This window comes from Candidatus Poriferisodalis sp. (genome assembly GCF_965198245.1).
Lineage (GTDB): Bacteria > Actinomycetota > Acidimicrobiia > Acidimicrobiales > Poriferisodalaceae > Poriferisodalis.
Window position 1 is genome coordinate 1,341,922 of the sequence record NZ_OZ240249.1, and the last position, 17,452, is coordinate 1,359,373.

The window sequence follows — 17,452 nt, forward strand, 5'->3', positions numbered from 1 at the left end:
CGTTCCACGTCGTCAAGCTCGCCGCCGGCGACCCCCGCGGCGAGGTCCGCGACGCCTGGCACGCCAAAGAGACCGTCCCGATGATCTACCGGATCCGCGACCACGCACTCGCCGCCGAGACGCTCGACGAGCTGTCCCGCGACCTGCGCGACGAAGCGTTCCCCCCGAGCCCAACAAGCTCGGGCGCACTCCGCGCACCTGGCGGGACCAGATCACGAACCGGCATCGCTCACGCGTGACCAACGGACCCACCGGGGCCGCCAACAACCCGGCGAAGCTCACCAAACGCGTCTCGTTCGGGATCACCAACTTCGACCACTACCGCATCAGAGCCCTGCTGCACGCCGCAAAACCCGACCGGAGCCTGCTCGACACCTTCACCCCACGCTAAAACGCGAAGAGCCCGTAAATTCACGTCGGCCATGACGGACGCTGTTGGCGGCAAGGATGGACAACGACTGGACAAGCATCAGACGCCAGCTCGGGCCCCAATCCTCCTATGCAGGAGAGCGGAACGTCGTACTCTTCGGCCGAAGGGAGTACCGACGGAGGCTGTCGGTGGCAACGATCGGCACATCAGTCGAGCGACAGCACAAGCAAGGCACCTTCTGCATCGCCTTCGAAGTCGTCGATGAGTCCGCGGTGCCGTAGCAGCAGCTCAAGGATGGCGCGAGTTGACGCGTTGCCGGCCCGGACCCAGATCGCTTTCGGCGGCGGGCCGTGCAGGAATGCAAGCTGCCGAAGTCTGAGTCTTTCGAGACGATGACGTAGTCATGGGTCGCCGCGTGATCCCAGATCTCTCGGTCCGTGGCGGCATCCAAGAAATAGTCGATTTGATACTCCCGAAATAGTCGCTTAGAATCTCCTGAAATTGTCGGTTGAAGCTGATGTGCAGAGTATCCTGCTCCACCGTCAACGCGGCCCAGATCCTGGAGAGTTCTCGTGTCCGACAGCGATGCCCGCAACGTTCCCGGCGGCACCCTGACACCCCCCGGATACCTCACCCGTGTGGTCCATCACGATCTCCGGAATGCTCTCGCTGCATCTGCTGCTGTGGTTGTGGAAGGGCCTCGGGGTTGCGGCAAGACATGGACGTCAAAGCACTTTGCGCGCAGCGAAGTGCTGTTCGAGCAGGACCCGAGCGCGCGGCTCGCATCGAGCGTCGTACCGCAGACCGTTCTCGAAGGCGCGGTGCCGCGGTTGCTCGACGAATGGCAGCTCGCGCCCGACGTGTGGCCCCACGTTCGTGCTGCCTGCGATGCGCAACCCGGCCTGAGTGGTCGCTTCATCCTGACGGGTTCCGCCACGCCGCCCGACGATCTCACACGCCATTCCGGTGCCGGACGCATCAGTCGGGTGCGCATGCGTCCCATGTCGCTGTTGGAATCCGGCCATTCCACCGGCGAAGTGTCGCTGAACGGCCTGCTGAGCGGCGCTGCCTGCGCGGCATCGCCATCGGGCGTCGACGTCGAAGGCATAGCCGACATCACCTGCCGCGGCGGCTGGCCCCGCCTGCTCGAACAAGATGCGCTGACCGCTCAGCGAGCGCTGCGGGATTACCTCAGTGAGGTGTGCCGCGTCGAAGTCTCGGCCGTCGATGGCGTGCGCAGGGACTCCGAGGGGGTCCATCGGCTCATCATGTCGCTGGCTCGCAACGTCTCCACGGCGGCGTCGGTCAACAAGCTCGCAGCCGAAGCCGGAAGTGGCGGGGGACTGCACCGCACGACGGTGGGCAGCTATCTCAGTGCGCTGCAACGGCTATTCGTGCTGGAGGACCTTTTCCATTGGCGCACTCATCTGCGCTCGCGCGCCACGCTCACCACCAAGGCCAAGCGCCACTTTGTGGACCCGTCATTGGCCGCGGCCGTGCTGCGAGCCACGCCTGGCCGCCTGCTGGGGGACCTTCCGGCGTTCGGCTTCATGTTCGAGTCGCTGGTGGTGCGCGACCTGCGCATCTATGCCCAAGCGAACGATGCCGTGGTCTCGCACTACCGCGACAGCGACCACCTCGAAGCCGATGCCATCGTGGAGGCCGGCGATGGTCGTTGGATGGCTGTTGAGGTGACGCTCGGCAGCGCCCATGGCATCGACGATGCTGCGAAGGCGCTGCTTCGCCTAGCGGCCAAGGTCGACACGGATCGCGTTGGCCCGCCGTCCAAGTTGGTGGTGATCACCGCGTCCGGATACAGCTATGACCGCCCCGACGGCGTCGCGGTTGTCTCTGTTTCCGCGCTCGCCCCCTAGGCTCCCACCCGAACGCACCCGGCCGGGGCGGCCTGCAAGGCATGAGCTTCCAGAGCGCGGCGGCAGCGATTTGCGCAGGCTCAGCTGAGCAGAATCACGGTGGCTGAGACGGCGGGGCGGCGCCGGGTGCGAGTCCCGACGAAGCGACCGGCGGCGCGGCGGATCACTCGCTCGACCTCGTCGGTGTCGGGACTGGATCGTGACGCCTTGACGGCTCGCTCGACGGCCTGAGCGATCTCCTCGGAGAGGGCTTCGACCACGTCGGCGTGCTTGGTCACGTCGAGCCAGCCCCGCGAGGCGATGTCGGGCGCTGCTGCCAATCGGCCCCCAGAATCAAGCACGACGGTCACGTGTACGAAACCTGCTGTGAGGGCCAGACGTTCGCCGATGACCTCTTGGTCAGGATCCTCCAGCGTTCCGTCCACGTAGTGATACGGAGCGGGAACCCCGGCGCGAACCTGGAGCTCAGGGCCCTTGAGCGTGATCTGGGCTCCGTCGGTCAGCGTCAGCACCCGCTTGGCCCTCATGCCGAGTTCGCGGGCGAGCTGGGCGTGGCGAGCCAGCATGTGGTACTCGCCTTCGATCGGAACGAACCAGCGCGGGCGGCACGCCTTGTGCAGCTCGCGCAGTTCGTCGCGCTGGGCATGGCCGGACGTGTGCACGAGTTCGTGCCCGTCGTGGATCACTTCGGCACTTCGGCGAGCCAGTCCGGACACCATGCGGAACACGGCGCGCTCGTTGCCTGGGATCGGATGGCTCGACAGCACCACGGTGTCGTCAGGTCCGACCCCGATGTCGGGATGACTTCCGTTCGCGATCAACGACAGCGCGGCGTTGGGCTCTCCCTGGCTGCCGGTGCACACGATGCAAACGTTCGATGGGTCCAAGCTGCCGAGTTGCTCAACGCCGAACAGCGCACGCTCGGGAATCTTCAGTACCCCAAGTTGGCGTGCGATGCGCACGTTGTTCACCATCGAACGGCCGACCGGCACCACAACGCGGCCTTCGTCGATCGCGGCGTCGCAGATCTGCTGGACCCGGTGCAGGTGGCTGGCGAAGCAGCTCACGATGAGCCGCCGCTCCGGGCGTTCGCTGAACAGCCGCCGCAGCGTGGCGCCGATCTCGGTCTCCGAGGCACTGCGTCCCGGACGGTCTGCGTTGGTGGAGTCGGCCATCAACAGGGCGATGCCTTCCTCGCCCAGCGCCCGCAGCCGCGCCAAGTCGGTGAGACGACCGTCCACCGGCGACTCGTCGATCTTGAAGTCCCCTGTGTGCACGAGCGCGCCGGCGGATGTGTGCACCACGATGCACAAGCTCTGGGGCACCGAGTGGGTGATCGGCAGTGCCTCGACGTCGAAGGGGCCGATGCGCCGACGCTCGCCGTCGCCCAGGACATGAAATGACGTGCGGTCACCGAGGCGCGCCTCCGTCACTTTGTGCTCTGCCAGTGCCATCGACAGAGCTGAGCCGTAGAGCGGAACCTCGATACTGCGCAGGAAGTGCGGCACACCGCCGAGGTGGTCTTCGTGTCCGTGCGTCACGACCAATCCGACGATGTCGCGGGCACGGGAGTTGAGCCAACCCATGTCGGGAAGCACCTGCTGCACCCCCGGCATGATCGCCGGGTCGGGGAACATGACCCCGAAGTCGATGATCAGCAGCTTGCCGTCGACCTCGACAACCGTGCAGTTGCGCCCGACGTCGCCGAGTCCACCCAGGAACGTGACGGTGACGGGCTGTCTCGTTGCGCCGTCCGCCGGAGCGCCCGACCGCGTCGAAGTGCTGGACGCCGCTGGGCGCCGCGCGCGCGGACTCAAGTCTGCTTCAGTCGGGCGTAGACCTCGCGGGCGCGATCTTCCAAGCCGTCAGGCGTCGGGCCCATCGGCAGGCGTGGCTCACCCACGGGCAAACCCAGCGTGCGCAGCATCGCCTTGGTCGGCACCGGGTTCGGCGCCGCGTCTCCGGTCTCGTAGTCGAAGCTCTCGAGCAGCGTGGCGTTGATCTCCCGGGCCTTGGTCACGTCGCCCGCTTCCCAGGCGTCGAACATCGCGACGTGCTCACCGGCCGACCAGTGCGCTGCAACGCTGATCACGCCGACGGCCCCGACGGCCAGCAGCGGCAGCGTGAAGCCGTCGTCGCCGCTGTACACCTCGAAGCCCTCCGGTGCCTGAGCGATGACCGTGGCGGTCTCGCCAGGGTCGCCAGCGGCGTCCTTCACGGCCACGATGTTGGGGATCTGTGCCAGCTCGAGCAGCGTCGGAGTGTTGATCTTGCGGCCCGTGCGAACCGGGATGTCGTACATGATGATCGGCAGGTCGGTGGCCTCGGCCACCGCCGCGAAGTGCGCTGCGATGCCTGCCTGCGAAGGCCGGTTGTAGTACGGCGTCACCGCCAGGATGCCGTCTACGCCCAGCTCGGCGGCCTTGCGGGTCTGGCTCACCGAGTGCGCCGTGTCGTTGGTGGTGGTGCCTGCCACGACCGGGACCGTGACGGCCTCTGCGACAGCGCGCCACAGCTCCCAGTCCTCCTCGTCGGTGATGGTGGGTGCCTCGCCGGTGGTGCCGGTGATGACGAGACCCTCGGCGCCCTCCGATACGAGCCAGCGCGCCAAGGTCACTCCAGCGTCCACATCCAGCGAACCGTCTGCCGCGAACGGCGTCACCATCGCCGGAACCACTCGCCCGAATCGCGCGCTCATGTCACCGAGACTACTGCCGAGGCGCTGCCGCAGCGGTCCTGATATCGGCGGCTGTGGGGCCTGCGAGTGGCACCGGCGCGCCTCAGACGCTGCCTTCTTCGGCGCGGTTGATGCCCAGCGTTGCCAGCAAGTCCTCGTGCAGCTCGAACCAGACCGTGTGGTAGCTGGGGATCATCGGCTTGGTCAGGTAGTCCAGGTCGCCGGCCTGCAGCTTGCCCAAGGCCTCAGTGAAGCGGGGCGCATAGTTCTCGTAGCGAGCCATCACGCTGCAGAGCGCTTCGAGCACGCCCGCCAGCTCGCCGTGCACCGCTTCGAGCCGCTCGATGATCGCTGCGTCGTAGTCGGGGTCGCTGTGGTCGTTGAGCCGCCCGCCGTCGCCAGGCCCTGCATCGGCCGCCGCGAGATGATCGGCGGGCCAGACCTGCCAGTCGGTGCACAGCTGCAGCATCTTGGGGTTCAGCGCCAGGAACTCCCGGTATGCCGCGGTGACCGCGTCCCGAGCACCCGCCTCGTCGAGGTCGGCTGCCAACGCGGCTCCACCGTCGTCTCGGCCGGTTGGCGTCAGGATGAACTTCGGCACGCCGCCGACCTCGCGGAACATGCAGTGCCCGGCCGCATCCAGTTCGGCAAGCAGCCACTCGGTGACGTCGGGTTCGAGCCCGTGGATCGCAGCGACGTCGTCGATCTCGCCGAGGCCCTTCAGTCGCAACGCCAGCCACACCAGCAGGCGCGGCTCGGAGCGGTGTGGGCCGCTCGCATCAGGCTCGGAGCGGTGTGGGCCGCTCGCATCAGGCTCGGAGCGGTGTGGGCCGCTCGCATCGGGCTCGGAGCGGTGTGGCTGAGCTTGGTCAAGGTCGAAGTCGCTCACGCTGGCGTCAGTCAACGACGAGATCGCCGAAGCGGTCCCGCAGCGTCTTCTTGGAGAACTTGCCCGTCGAGGTCTTCGGAACTTCCTCGATGATCTGTGTGGCGCTGGGCAGCCACCACTTCGCCATCCGCGGCGTGAGGAACTCGATGAGCTCGTCGTGAGTGATCGTCTCGCCTTCTACCGGCACCACGCATGCCATCGGCCGTTCCATCCAGCGCTCGGAGGCCACCGCGACCACCGCAGCCTCGGCCACCTTGGGGTGGCTCATGATCTCGTTTTCCACCTCTGCCGAGCTGATCCACTCGCCGCCTGACTTGATGAGGTCCTTGGTGCGGTCCACCAGCCGGACGTAGCCATTGGGGTCACAGGTGGCGACGTCGCCGGTGCGCAGCCAGCCATCGTCGGTGAACGAGTCGGCGGCGTCGGGCCGGTTGTAGTACGAGCCGGTCACGTATGGGCCTCGCACGTGCAGCTCACCGGATGACTTGCCGTCGTGGGGCAGCTCGCTGGTGGTGTCGGGCTCGCAGATGCGGAACTCCACGGTCGGCAGGACCGTTCCCACCGTCGTGCGCAGATCGGCCTTTGCATCGTCGTCGAGGCCTTGCTGGCCCGAGCGGATATGGGCGAGCGAGCACAGCGGACTGGTCTCGGTCATGCCCCACGCCTGCAGGATCGGCAGCCCGACCACAGCCCGGTACCCCTCCGACAGCGCCTTGGGCACTGCCGAACCGCCGCACGGGATTGCGCGCAGGCTCGACACATCACGTCCTTCGAGCTCGCCCAGCACGCCCATCCAGATCGTCGGCACACCGGCGGCGAGGGTGACCCGCTCGGTCTCGATGAGCTCTGCCAGCGGCTTGGGTGCCAGATTCGGACCGGGATTGACCAGCTTGGCCCCCGCTGCCACCGCCGCATGGCTGAGACCCCAGGCGTTGGCGTGGAACATGGGCACGACCGGCATGATCACGTCGCTCTCGCAGACGCCAGCCGAATCGACGAGCATCGCGGCCAGTGTGTGGATATAGGTGGAGCGGTGGCTGTAGACCACGCCCTTGGGCTCGCCCGTGGTGCCGCTCGTGTAGCACATCGAGGCCGCCTGGCGTTCGTCGGCAACCCGGAAGCCCGATGGGGTCGCAGCGGCCAGCAGCTCCTCGTAGTCGACGATGCGGGGATCGTCGGGAACCTCAGGTGCTGCGTCGCCACCGCCCGAGTCGTCCATGACAACCACATGGCGCACGGTCGTCATCTCGTCCACCAGTGGCCACAGGACCGGAAGCAGCGACCGGTCTGCGAAGACCACTTCGTCTTCGGCATGGTTCGCGATGTAGGAGATCTGTTCGGCGAACAGCCGGATGTTGAGCGTGTGCAGCACCCGGCCCGAGCACGGCGCAGCGAAGTACAGCTCGAGGTGTCGGTCGGTATTCCAGGCGAACGTGGCCACCCGGCCGTTCGCGGAGATGCCGAGGTCGTCAAGTGCACCGCCGAGGCGCCTTGTCCGTTCCGCCCAGCGCCCGTAGTTGGTGCGCTCGATGCCGGTGGCGGTTGCGGTCACGATCTCCTTGTGCGCGAACAGCGTCTCAGCGCGTTCAACGAAGGGGTCCAAGGTGAGCGGCAGGTCCATCATCGTCGAGTCCATGACGCCGCAGGCTAGAGGGCTGTAGGCACCGGGCCGAAGGGCAAGCCGGCGCACCCTCTTCCCGTCCCTCTTCTCGCACGGGAAGGCAATTGGGCCCCAACCGGGGGGAAGTGCCTCCCGCTCGACCGGTATGGCTCAACCCCAATATTGACCAATCTCCTGGTCCGGTGCTGTAGAGATATAGCGCATATGTATATGAGTTGGATCGCTACAGTGGTTCATCATAATTCTGCATAATTCTGCACGAGCATTTCATAATGCTCTGGCGAGACGGCTGCGGACAGCCTGTTCTCGGTTGAGTTCGTCATGTCGGCGATGAAGCGCTGTCTGCGTTCCTCACGTCTCGTTGCGCCGTTGGTGCTGTTGATCGTGCTCGTCGGCGTTACTGCGTTCTTCGGTCTTGGCCTCGCTAATGCCTCCGACAGCGTCACGGTGAGCCATGACGGGTTTCAACTGACGTGTCCCGGGCAGATCGCGGAGGGCTCGACCCTGACGTGCACGCTCACGAACACCGCAGCCACCGAGGAGGACTGGCCGGTCGTCGGGATCCTGCACCGGTCGACCGACTCGAACAGGGCGCTGGTCCGGGGCTCGCCCCTCGATGTTGAGTTGAGCGCTCCCACTCCCGAAGCCACAATCGAAGCGGGCGTGTGGTGGATAGGTTCCGACCTTGTCGGCTACTCGTTCTTCGATTGGTCGGGAACGGCAGCCGCAGCATCCGGCGGGACCACGACGACATCCGGCGGGACCACGACGACAACCGGCGGGAACACGAGTTCGCGCCAAGTTGTCATCAGCATTGCCGATGACGACGATCATGAGAGCGAGGAGGTGTTCTACGTCTCCTTGGCGTCCGATGGCAGCAGGAACGTGGGAGTGCTGTACAACAACCGGCAGAACGTTCGGATCTCAGACAGCGACAGCAAGAGCAGCGATGCGTCTCTGAGCGGCCTCCGCGTATTCGCCGGGGGGGGGGGGGTAGCCGAGCAGCCGCTCACGTTCTCATCGACCGGTCTGTCATATGAGATCACCGTCGACTATGACGTCACAGAGGTAACCCTGATTCCGACGGTGACCCATGAGCGGGCCACGGTCACTGTCGATGGCGTGCAGGCTGAAAGCGGTGTTGAGAGTGCCGCGGTGTATCTCGCCTCGAGCTCAACCTCGATAGCGGTTCTCGTAACCGCCGAGGACGGCATGTCGCAGACCTACACCGTCGCCGTGGAGCGCGGGTCGCGAACCGAGAACGTCGAGGTCGGTGTGGGCGGGTTCACGCTGTCGTGCCCATCGCAAGTGGTGGAGGGGTCCACCCTCGCATGCACGCTGACCAACACTGACAGCGTTGCCGCGCCCTGGCCGGTCGTCGCGATCATTCACAGCTCCGCCGACGACAATCGAGCGCTCATCACCGAGGACTCGGTGATCGCCTCCACAGAGTCCTCCTATGGAGCCGACCTTGAGCTCGCCGAGTCTCAGACCCCTGACCGTGAGGACTACAAGTATGGATACGGGGAATTGTTCTCCGGAGGCTCGATGTCGGTGTACACCGTCTACGGGTTCGAGAAGTTCGACTGGTCCGGGGATGCCGACGCCGGCGCAGAACGCACTGTCAGCATCGGCATCAAGTCAGACATCGAAGAAGAGAACGAAGATGGCGAGGTCTTCTTCGTGGCGCTGGCGGCCAGCGACTACACCGGCCTGTCCGAGCTGGTCGACAACAAGGCGCCCATCGTCATCATCGACGCGGCGCCCACAGCACCCGGTGCCCCGACGATCACCTCGGTTGCGCCGGGCGCGCAGTCGCTGACCGTCGAGTGGCGCCCGCCCGCTATCAGCGGCGGAGAGGAGATCACGTCCTACGACGCGCGCTGGATCGAGACCAGCGCCGACGAGACCGACGACGACAACTGGACTGTCGAGCAGGCGTGGACATCCGGCGACGGCGACCTGAGCCACACGATCACGGGACGGGACAGCCAAACGCAATACGACGTGCAGGTGCGGGCGGTGAACTCGATCGGTGCTGGGGCGTGGTCGACCACCCGCACGGGGACGACGTTCTCCGACGACGCCGAGCTGAGCGGCCTCACGGTGACCGGCGTACGACTGACGCCGGGGTTCACGAGCGAGGTCACCTCCTACTCGGGGGCGGTGGGGTACACCGTGGCGCGCACAACGTTCGCCGCGACCACAAGCGACACCAACGCTGCGGTGGTGATCCTCGACGGCAACGGCAACACCGTCGCGAGTGCCGACACGGCCCAAGTCGACCTCTCGGTGGGCGAGAACATCTTTGGGGTCAAGGTGACCGCGCAGGACGGCGTGGCGACCACGACGTACACCGTCACCGTGAGTCGCACTGGGCAGGACCTGTCGCTCACGCCCCCGGAGACTGCCCCGGTGGCCGCGTTGGCATCGACGGCCACCTACACGATCGAATTCCAGGGTGATTGGACCACAGCGGCCACGCCGGACGGGCTTCCCGGCGGGGCGCACTTCTCGCGCCTGATCGGCGCCGTCCACAACGCCGATGCGGCATTCCTCAAGAGCGGTGAGGTCGCCTCGGCTGGAATCGAGTCGATGGCGGAGGTCGGGGGAACGTCGGCCCTGAGGAGTGAGGTCACCGGTGCCGGGCCCGATGCCCTCGGTGTCGTCGAGGGCGACACGAGCTCCATCGGCCCCACCGACATGGAGAGCCTGACGGCCACGCTCACCACCGACCACCCGCTGGTCACGCTGGTCACCATGGTTGCACCGAGTCCGGACTGGTTTGTGGGCGTCTCAGGGCTGTCCCTGCTCGACGCGAGCGGCAACTGGCTGTCGTCGCACGAGGTGCAGCTGTACCCGTGGGACGCCGGTACCGAGAACGGGGGCGGGTTCTCGCTGTCGAATTCCGCGACGTCGCCGCGGGGTGTCATCACGAGCATTCGCGGCACCGGCAAGTTCTCCACGGAGAGCATTGCGGCCCTCACGTTCACGCTGGAGTCGGTGAACTTGGCCCCGACGGGCGCGCCGTCGGTCACCGGCTCGCCCGAGGTGGGTGAAGAACTGACGGCGCACACCTCCGCCATTGCTGATGCGGACGGCCTGACCAGCCCCGGCTACTCCTACCAGTGGCTGCGCGTGGACTCCGGCGGACAGGCCACCGACATCTCCGGCGCAGCGTCGGACGCCTACACCGTGCAGCCGGCCGATGTCGGCAAGCGGCTAGCGGTCAGGGTGGAGTTTGTCGACGACGAGGAAAATACCGAGACGCTGACCAGTGCCGTCACCGAAAGCGTCATTGTGGTCCAGGTCAGCGTCTCTTTCGCAGCGGCGTCCTACCAGGCTGCGGAGGGGGGCCAGGGCGCTGCCGTGAGGGTCGTGCTGGACAAGGATCCGCGTCGCACGCTGACGATTCCCCTGAGCGCGTCGCCTAGTGGGGGAGCCGTTGCCGCGGACTATTCCGCCCCGTCGCAGGTCACCTTTGGTCCCGGCGAAACCGCGAAGGACGCCGCGGTGTCCGCCCTTGACGACAGCGACGATGACGACGGCGAGAGCGTGAAGCTGGCCTTCGGGACGCTTCCCGCAGGGGTGACCGCGGGCAGCGGAGACGAGTCGACGATATTCATCACCGACAACGACGATCCCTCGGTGACGGTCGAGTTCGCGTCGGCGGCCTACAGCGTGGCTGAGGGCGGCACGGTCAAGGTGATAGTGGAGCTGTCGGTTGAACCTGAGCGGTCGGTGACGATCCCGATCACCGCGACCGCCGAGGGTGGCGCGACCGGCGACGACTATTCCGGTGTCCCCGCGAGCGTGTCGTTCGCGTCGGAAGAGAAATTGACGTCGTTCACGTTCGCCGCCGTCGACGACTCCGCCGCCGACGCCGGCGAGAGCGTGAAGCTGACCTTCGGGACGCTGCCCGCAGGCGTGACCGCGGGCACCGACGACGAGTCGACGGTGTTCATCACCGACGACGACACCCCCTCGGTGGTGGTAACGGTCCCGTCGGCCCCCTTCACCGTCGCTGAGGGCAGCGTCTCGGGCGGCAGCTATGAGGTCGTGCTGGGGGCGCAGCCCTCTGGGTCCGTCGTCATCGACGTGTCCGCGGACGGTGACGCCCGCGTGGCCGCGCCTGGGGGCAGCGCCGACACGACCGCGGAGCTCACGTTCACCGTCGGCACCTGGGACGCTGCCCAGACCGTCACCGTGACCGCCGCCGCCGACGACGACGCCGCTGACGAGCAAGCCACGATCAGCCACACCGTCAACGCCAGCAGTGCCGACGAGTACGACAGCGTCACCATCGACGCCGTCACGGTCGACATCACCGACGACGATGCCGCAGTGTCGGTGTCGGGCAGCCCGGTGGCCGTCACCGAGGATGACGCCTCGGGCGGCAGCTATGAGGTCGTGCTGGGGGCGCAGCCCTCTGGGTCCGTCGTCATCGACGTGTCCGCGGACGGTGACGCCCGCGTGGCCGCGCCTGGGGGCAGCGCCGACACGACCGCGGAGCTCACGTTCACCGTTGGCACCTGGGACGCTGCCCAGACCGTCACCGTGACCGCCGTCGACGACGTCGACGTCGCTGACGAGCAAGCCACGATCAGCCACACCGTCAACGCCAGCAGTGCCGACGAGTACGACAGCGTCACTATCGACGCCGTCACGGTCAACATCACCGACGACGACACTGCCGGGCTGGTCATCGACGCCACCGACCTCACCGTTGAAGAAGAGGGGGACTCTGCGGGCTACACCGTGAAGCTGGCGACCGAGCCGTCCGATGTCGTCACCGTCACCGTCGCGGGCCACGCCAATGCCGGCGTGTCGCTGTCGGGTGACGTGCAGACGAACACGCTCACGTTCACCACCTCGAACTGGGACATGGCCCAGGCCGTCACCGTCGAAGCCGGCCACGATGATGACGACGACGACGACACCGTCACCCTGACCCACACCGCCACAAGCAATGACACCGACTACAACCTGACCGGCAGTGATGTCACCGTCTCCATCACTGACGACGATGAGGCCGGGCTGATCATCGACCTCAGCTCTCTCGAACTCACCGTTGTCGAGGAGAGTTCCGCTAGCTACACCGTGAGGCTGGCCACCAAGCCGCAAGCGGCCGTCGTCGTCGTCCTGACGCGTCCAACGGACAGTGATGTGTCGCTGACGGGCGATGTTACGCAGACGAACACGCTCACGTTCACCACCTCGAGCTGGTCCATACCCCAGACCGTCGTCGTCGTGGCCGGTCACGACGACGACGGCCGCAACGACGTATTCGACCTCAATCACTCAACAGCCGGTTCGGACCCCGGCTACGGCTTCGTCGAAGATGTCCAGGTCGAGATCACGGTCACCGACAACGACTCTGCCGGGCTGATCTTCGGCATCGACCCCCTCGAGCTTGCCGTTATCGAGCAGATGCCCGCGGGCTACACCGTGTGGCTGGCCACCAAGCCGCAAGCGACCGTCCGTGTCGCCCTGACGTCGGACGCGACCACCGGCTTGACGATGTCAGGCGACGTGGTGCGGTCCGCACTCACCTTCGAGCCCGGCAACTGGGACACGCCCCAGACGGTCACCTTCGAGGTCGCCCACGACGATGACGGGCGCGACGACACCTTCACTCTTACCCATGACGTCCGCAGCACCGGCGACAGCGACTATGGCAGCCTCGCAGACAGCGAGATCGAGGTCACCGTCGACGACGACGACAGTCCCGCAGTGATGGTGAATCCCACTGGCATCACAGTCGTCGAGGAGAGTTTCGCGAACTACACGGTGCGGCTGGACACTGAGCCGGCCGATGAAGTCACCGTCACGGTCACGTTTCCAGACAATTCCGGCGTGTCTTTGACAGGCAGCGGCGTGTCCAATGACGCACTCACCTTCACGACCTCGAATTGGGACACGCCCCAGACCGTCACCGTCTCCGCCGCAGACGATGTCGACGCCCTCAACGACGAGGTCACGCTCCTGCATACCGCCACCAGCACCGGCGACAACGATTACGAAGGCGTCAGTACCGACCGCGACGGCGATTCCGCCATAGTCACGGTCGGCATCACCGACAACGACAGCCCTTCCGTCGCCATCAATCCGACCGCGATCAACGTCGACGAAGGCGGCTCCGCTAGCTACACCGTGCAGCTCGTCACCCAACCGAACGCGAATGTCACCGTCACCGTCACCGTCCCGGCCAACTCCGGCGCGTCGCTGTCGGGCGGCGTGCTGACGCGCGACCTCACGTTCACCTCCGGCAACTGGAGCACTCCCCAGACCGTCACCGTCGAGGCCGAAGACGATGACGACGCCCGCGACAACGCCCCGTTTGACATCAGCCACACCTCAGAGGGTGCCGACTACGACAGCCTCGCCATCCCCTCGGTGGCCGTGACCGTCATCGACGACGACGAAGCCGGGCTGGTCATCGGCACCACCGCGATCGATGTCACCGAGGAAGGTTCCGCGGACTACACCGTGGAGCTGGCCACCGAGCCGTCGGCGGACGTCACCGTCACCATCGGCGGCCACGGCGGCACCGATGCGTCGCTGTCGGGCAGCGACGTGTCCAATGACGCACTCACCTTCACCACCGGCAACTGGGACACGCCCCAAACCGTCACCGTCGCGGCTGCAGACGACGGCGACACCGACGACGAAGCAGCCTTCAACCTCACCCACACCGCTTCCAGCGCCGACAGCCAATACAACCTCGCCGGCGATCCCGTCAGGGTCACCATCACCGACAACGACGATGTCGGCACCGTCGGGAGCGGCACCGCAGCGGTGCTCGTGTCCGCCGACTCCTTCGAGCTCGTCGAGGGCGGTTCGGGCGACTACACGATCACGCTGGGGGGCCGGCGGCCGACCGAAGACGTGACCATCTCCATCGCCGGGCACGGCGGCAGCGACGTGACGCTCGGCGGCAACACGCTGATCGCTGGCAGCGAGCTGACGTTCACGGCTGCGAACTGGTCCACCGCGCAGACCGTGACCGTGACCGCCGTCCCCGACGACGACGCGATCGATGAGTCGGACGTGACGCTCAAGCATTCGGTCGGCAGCGCGGACTCGGACTACGACGGCATCCCCGTCGACTCGATCACCGTCACCGTGACCGACGCCGACACCGCCGCGGTCGCCGTGACGGTTGCGGGGTTGGCCCCCGAGCTGTCGGCTCCAGAGCTGTCGGTGACCGAGGGCGGCTCGCGTTCCTATGAGGTGTCGCTGAGTTCGCAGCCGACAGCGGATGTCACCGTGACCGTCGCCGGGCACGACGGCAGCGACCTGACCCTGAGCGACACCATGCTGACGTTCACGGCCGAGAACTGGTCGACCGCGCAGACCGTGACGGTGACCGCCGCCCCCGACGACGACGCCGGCACAGACGCCCCGGTCGAGCTCACCCACGCGGCCGCCAGCGGCGATCGGGACTATGACCGCATCAGCGTCGACTCGGTCAAGGTCACCATCGTCGAGAACGACTTTGCCGAGATCCCCGTGTCGCCCCCGCAATTGAGGGTGGACGAGATCGACATAGACACCTACACGATCTCGCTGTCGCACCTGCCGACCAGCGACGTGACCATCGACATCGCCGTCAGGTGCGACAGCGGCAGCTGCGAGATGACCACCAAGCCCACTCGGTTGGCCTTCGACGCATCGAACTGGAACCAGGAGCGCACCGTCACGGTGATCGCCGGCAACGACGAAGACGCCGTCGACGAGGAGGTCACGATCACTCACGTCGTCGTCGAGGGCAGTGCCGACGAGTACGTCCCGGCCGCCGTCACCGAACGCACCGACGTTGCCGTCTATGTCGCCGACAACGACACACCGGGTCTGAGCGTCTCGCCTGCCGCGATCGGGGTGCTTGAGGAAGGCACCGGCACATTCACGGTCGTGCTGACCAGCGAGCCATCGGACGACGTGATCGTCACGGTGACCTCCGGCGACACCTCCATCGCGACCGTCACCCAAGGCGCGTCGCTGACATTTGGCACTACGACCTGGAATACCGCCCAGGTTGTCACCGTGTCAGGCACCGAGGACGCCGACACCTTCGACGACCGTGTCACCGTCACCGCCACCGCGTCCTCGACCGACGACGACTACCAGCGCAACACCGTCCAGGTGGTCGTCGAGGTCACCGACAACGACGCTGCTGGCGTGGTGCTGACACCGCCGTCGCTGGCGGTGACCGAGGGCGACACCGGTACCTACACCGTGTCGCTCGCGCAAGAGCCTTCAGCCGACGTGACCGTCGATATCACGGCCGGGGCCGAGGCCGGCATCACCCTCAACGGCAATGCCACTGTCAGCGTGACGTTCACACCCTCGAACTGGGATCGGCCCCGCACGGTGACAGTCGCGGCGGACGAGGATGACGACGAGGTGGACGGCACGGCCACGATCTCCCACGCCATCGCCGCAGGCAGCGCCAGCGAGTACGCCAGCCTCAGTGTCGGCAGCGTCGACGTGACGATGATCGACAACGACACCCCCGGACTCCGCATCAGCTCGCAGGGCGTGACAATCACCAGCGGTCGGGCAGTGACTTACATGGTCAGTCTCAACAGCGCACCGGGCGGCGGCACGACGCTGAGCAACTCGTCGCCGCTGTTCCAGACGCCCGAGGTGAAATCCGCCGAAGAGCCCCGATCGCCGACGGACGTGGATGTGACGATCTATGCAGGAGGCGGTCTGTCGGTGGAACCGCGCAGCCTCAGGTTCACGGAATCGAACTGGTGGGTGCCCCAGCGGGTCACGGTGAACGCCAACGGTGCTGCGGCCAACTCCAAGTTCACGATCGTTCACGAGATCGAAGGTAACGACGGCTACTACACCATCCCCAACGAGGCCCTCGATCTGACCGTGACACAGCGGCGTTCGAGCAGCGGCACAAGCAGCGGCACAAGCAGTGGTGGTGGCGGCGGTGGCGGCGGTGGTGGCGGTGGCGGCGGTGATCTTGATGTCGGGGTCGCGACCTTTGTGGTGGCGAATGGGTGGAGTCCCTCTGATGTTGGGGTGGCCTCGGTGCTGGCGGCGCGCACATCTAGCGCAGTGGTGGTGTATACCGCGGGAGACGCGTTGTCGCAGGAGACCAGGGAGCTGATGCGGGAGGCCTCTCCCGCTGATGTGGTCATCGTCGGTGGGAATGCTGCGGTGTCGCGTGAGGTTCGCACGCAGATTCGCGCTGCGTCACCGGAGTCTGGCATCTCGCGGGTCTCTGGTACGGGTCGTGCCGACACCGCGGCGGTCACGGCGCGTCGCATTCTGGGCGGACCCTCCCAGGCCGGGCGGGTGACGGTGATTGTGGCGAACGGCTGGTCGCCGCCTGATATCGGCGCCGCTGCGGCACTGGCTGCGCGCAGCGGCCGCTCGGCAGTGATCTACACCGAGCGTGACAGCCTGCCGGAAGCATCGGCGTCGCTGCTGCGCGACTACGACATTGCGCGGGTAATGCTGGTGGGAGGCACCGCCGCCATCAGCGATGAGGTCCAAAACGCGATCGCCGCGGTGGCGAACGGCGCCAGCATCTCGAGGCTGACGGGCGACAACCGGATCGACACCGCCGCGCAGGCAGCACGGCGCGTGCTGGGCAACTCCGCCGCCGCGCCCGACGGTGTCACCTTGGTGATCGCCAATGGCTGGTCCGCCCCCGATGTCGGCGTGGCGGCCGCACTGGCAGCTGCCACGGAGAATTCCGCAGTCGCCTACACCATGCAAGGAGAACTGCCAGAGGCCACCGCAGCGCTGATCCGCGACTACCGGCCCAGTCAGGTCATCATCGTGGGCGGCCGCGCAGCAGTCGCCAACGACGTGCGGACTGCCATCACCGAGACCGCACCTGACAGCGCCGACGTGCGGCGAATCACCGGCGGCACCCGCACCGACACCGCCGTGCGCGCCGCACGGCGCATCCTCGCAGGCCGCTGATCCCAGGCCGTTCGCACTGAGCGCGTTCAATCATTCCCTACAGAAGACTGCTAGCAGATGACCCACGAAA

The 17,452-nt window shown here is 66.5% G+C and carries 7 protein-coding genes and 1 pseudogene; 3 read left to right on the forward strand and 5 right to left on the reverse strand.

Annotated elements, in window-relative coordinates; all coding sequences use genetic code 11:
- Window positions 1–55 precede the first annotated feature (55 nt).
- On the forward strand, window positions 56–391 hold the full coding sequence (locus tag ACOCMM_RS06240) for a transposase (protein WP_419554829.1): 336 nt from the start codon (window positions 56–58) through the stop codon (window positions 389–391).
- Between the two features lie 287 nt (window positions 392–678).
- Here the strand turns inward: ACOCMM_RS06240 and ACOCMM_RS06245 are convergent.
- A pseudogene (locus ACOCMM_RS06245) lies at window positions 679–1,004 on the reverse strand (DUF5615 family PIN-like protein); the annotation flags it as partial.
- Between ACOCMM_RS06245 and ACOCMM_RS06250 the strand changes: the two are divergent.
- Window positions 943–2,244: an ATP-binding protein gene (locus ACOCMM_RS06250; RefSeq protein WP_419552324.1), complete on the forward strand. Its 1,302-nt coding sequence runs from the start codon at window positions 943–945 to the stop codon at window positions 2,242–2,244. The pseudogene ACOCMM_RS06245 and the gene ACOCMM_RS06250 sit on opposite strands and share 62 nt — an antisense overlap.
- A gap of 80 nt (window positions 2,245–2,324) precedes the next feature.
- Here the strand turns inward: ACOCMM_RS06250 and ACOCMM_RS06255 are convergent, their stop codons facing one another.
- The 4 genes from ACOCMM_RS06255 to ACOCMM_RS06270 all read right to left on the reverse strand — a co-directional run bounded on the left by ACOCMM_RS06255 (window position 2,325) and on the right by ACOCMM_RS06270 (window position 7,446).
- Window positions 2,325–4,061: a ribonuclease J gene (locus ACOCMM_RS06255; protein WP_419552325.1), complete on the reverse strand. Its 1,737-nt coding sequence runs from the start codon at window positions 4,059–4,061 to the stop codon at window positions 2,325–2,327.
- Window positions 4,058–4,942, reverse strand: coding sequence for a 4-hydroxy-tetrahydrodipicolinate synthase (dapA, locus tag ACOCMM_RS06260; RefSeq protein WP_419552326.1), 885 nt, complete (start codon window positions 4,940–4,942; stop codon window positions 4,058–4,060). The genes ACOCMM_RS06255 and dapA overlap by 4 nt, the downstream gene beginning before the upstream one ends.
- 82 nt (window positions 4,943–5,024) lie before the next feature.
- On the reverse strand, window positions 5,025–5,810 hold the full coding sequence (locus ACOCMM_RS06265) for a hypothetical protein (protein ID WP_419552327.1): 786 nt from the start codon (window positions 5,808–5,810) through the stop codon (window positions 5,025–5,027).
- Window positions 5,811–5,817: 7 nt separating this feature from the next.
- On the reverse strand, window positions 5,818–7,446 hold the full coding sequence (locus ACOCMM_RS06270) for a long-chain fatty acid--CoA ligase (protein ID WP_419552328.1): 1,629 nt from the start codon (window positions 7,444–7,446) through the stop codon (window positions 5,818–5,820).
- Window positions 7,447–7,752: 306 nt separating this feature from the next.
- Between ACOCMM_RS06270 and ACOCMM_RS06275 the strand changes: the two genes are divergently transcribed.
- The gene (locus ACOCMM_RS06275) at window positions 7,753–17,382 is read left to right on the forward strand and encodes a spondin domain-containing protein (protein ID WP_419552329.1); all 9,630 of its coding nucleotides are present in this window, start codon (window positions 7,753–7,755) and stop codon (window positions 17,380–17,382) included.
- Window positions 17,383–17,452: the final 70 nt, after the last annotated feature.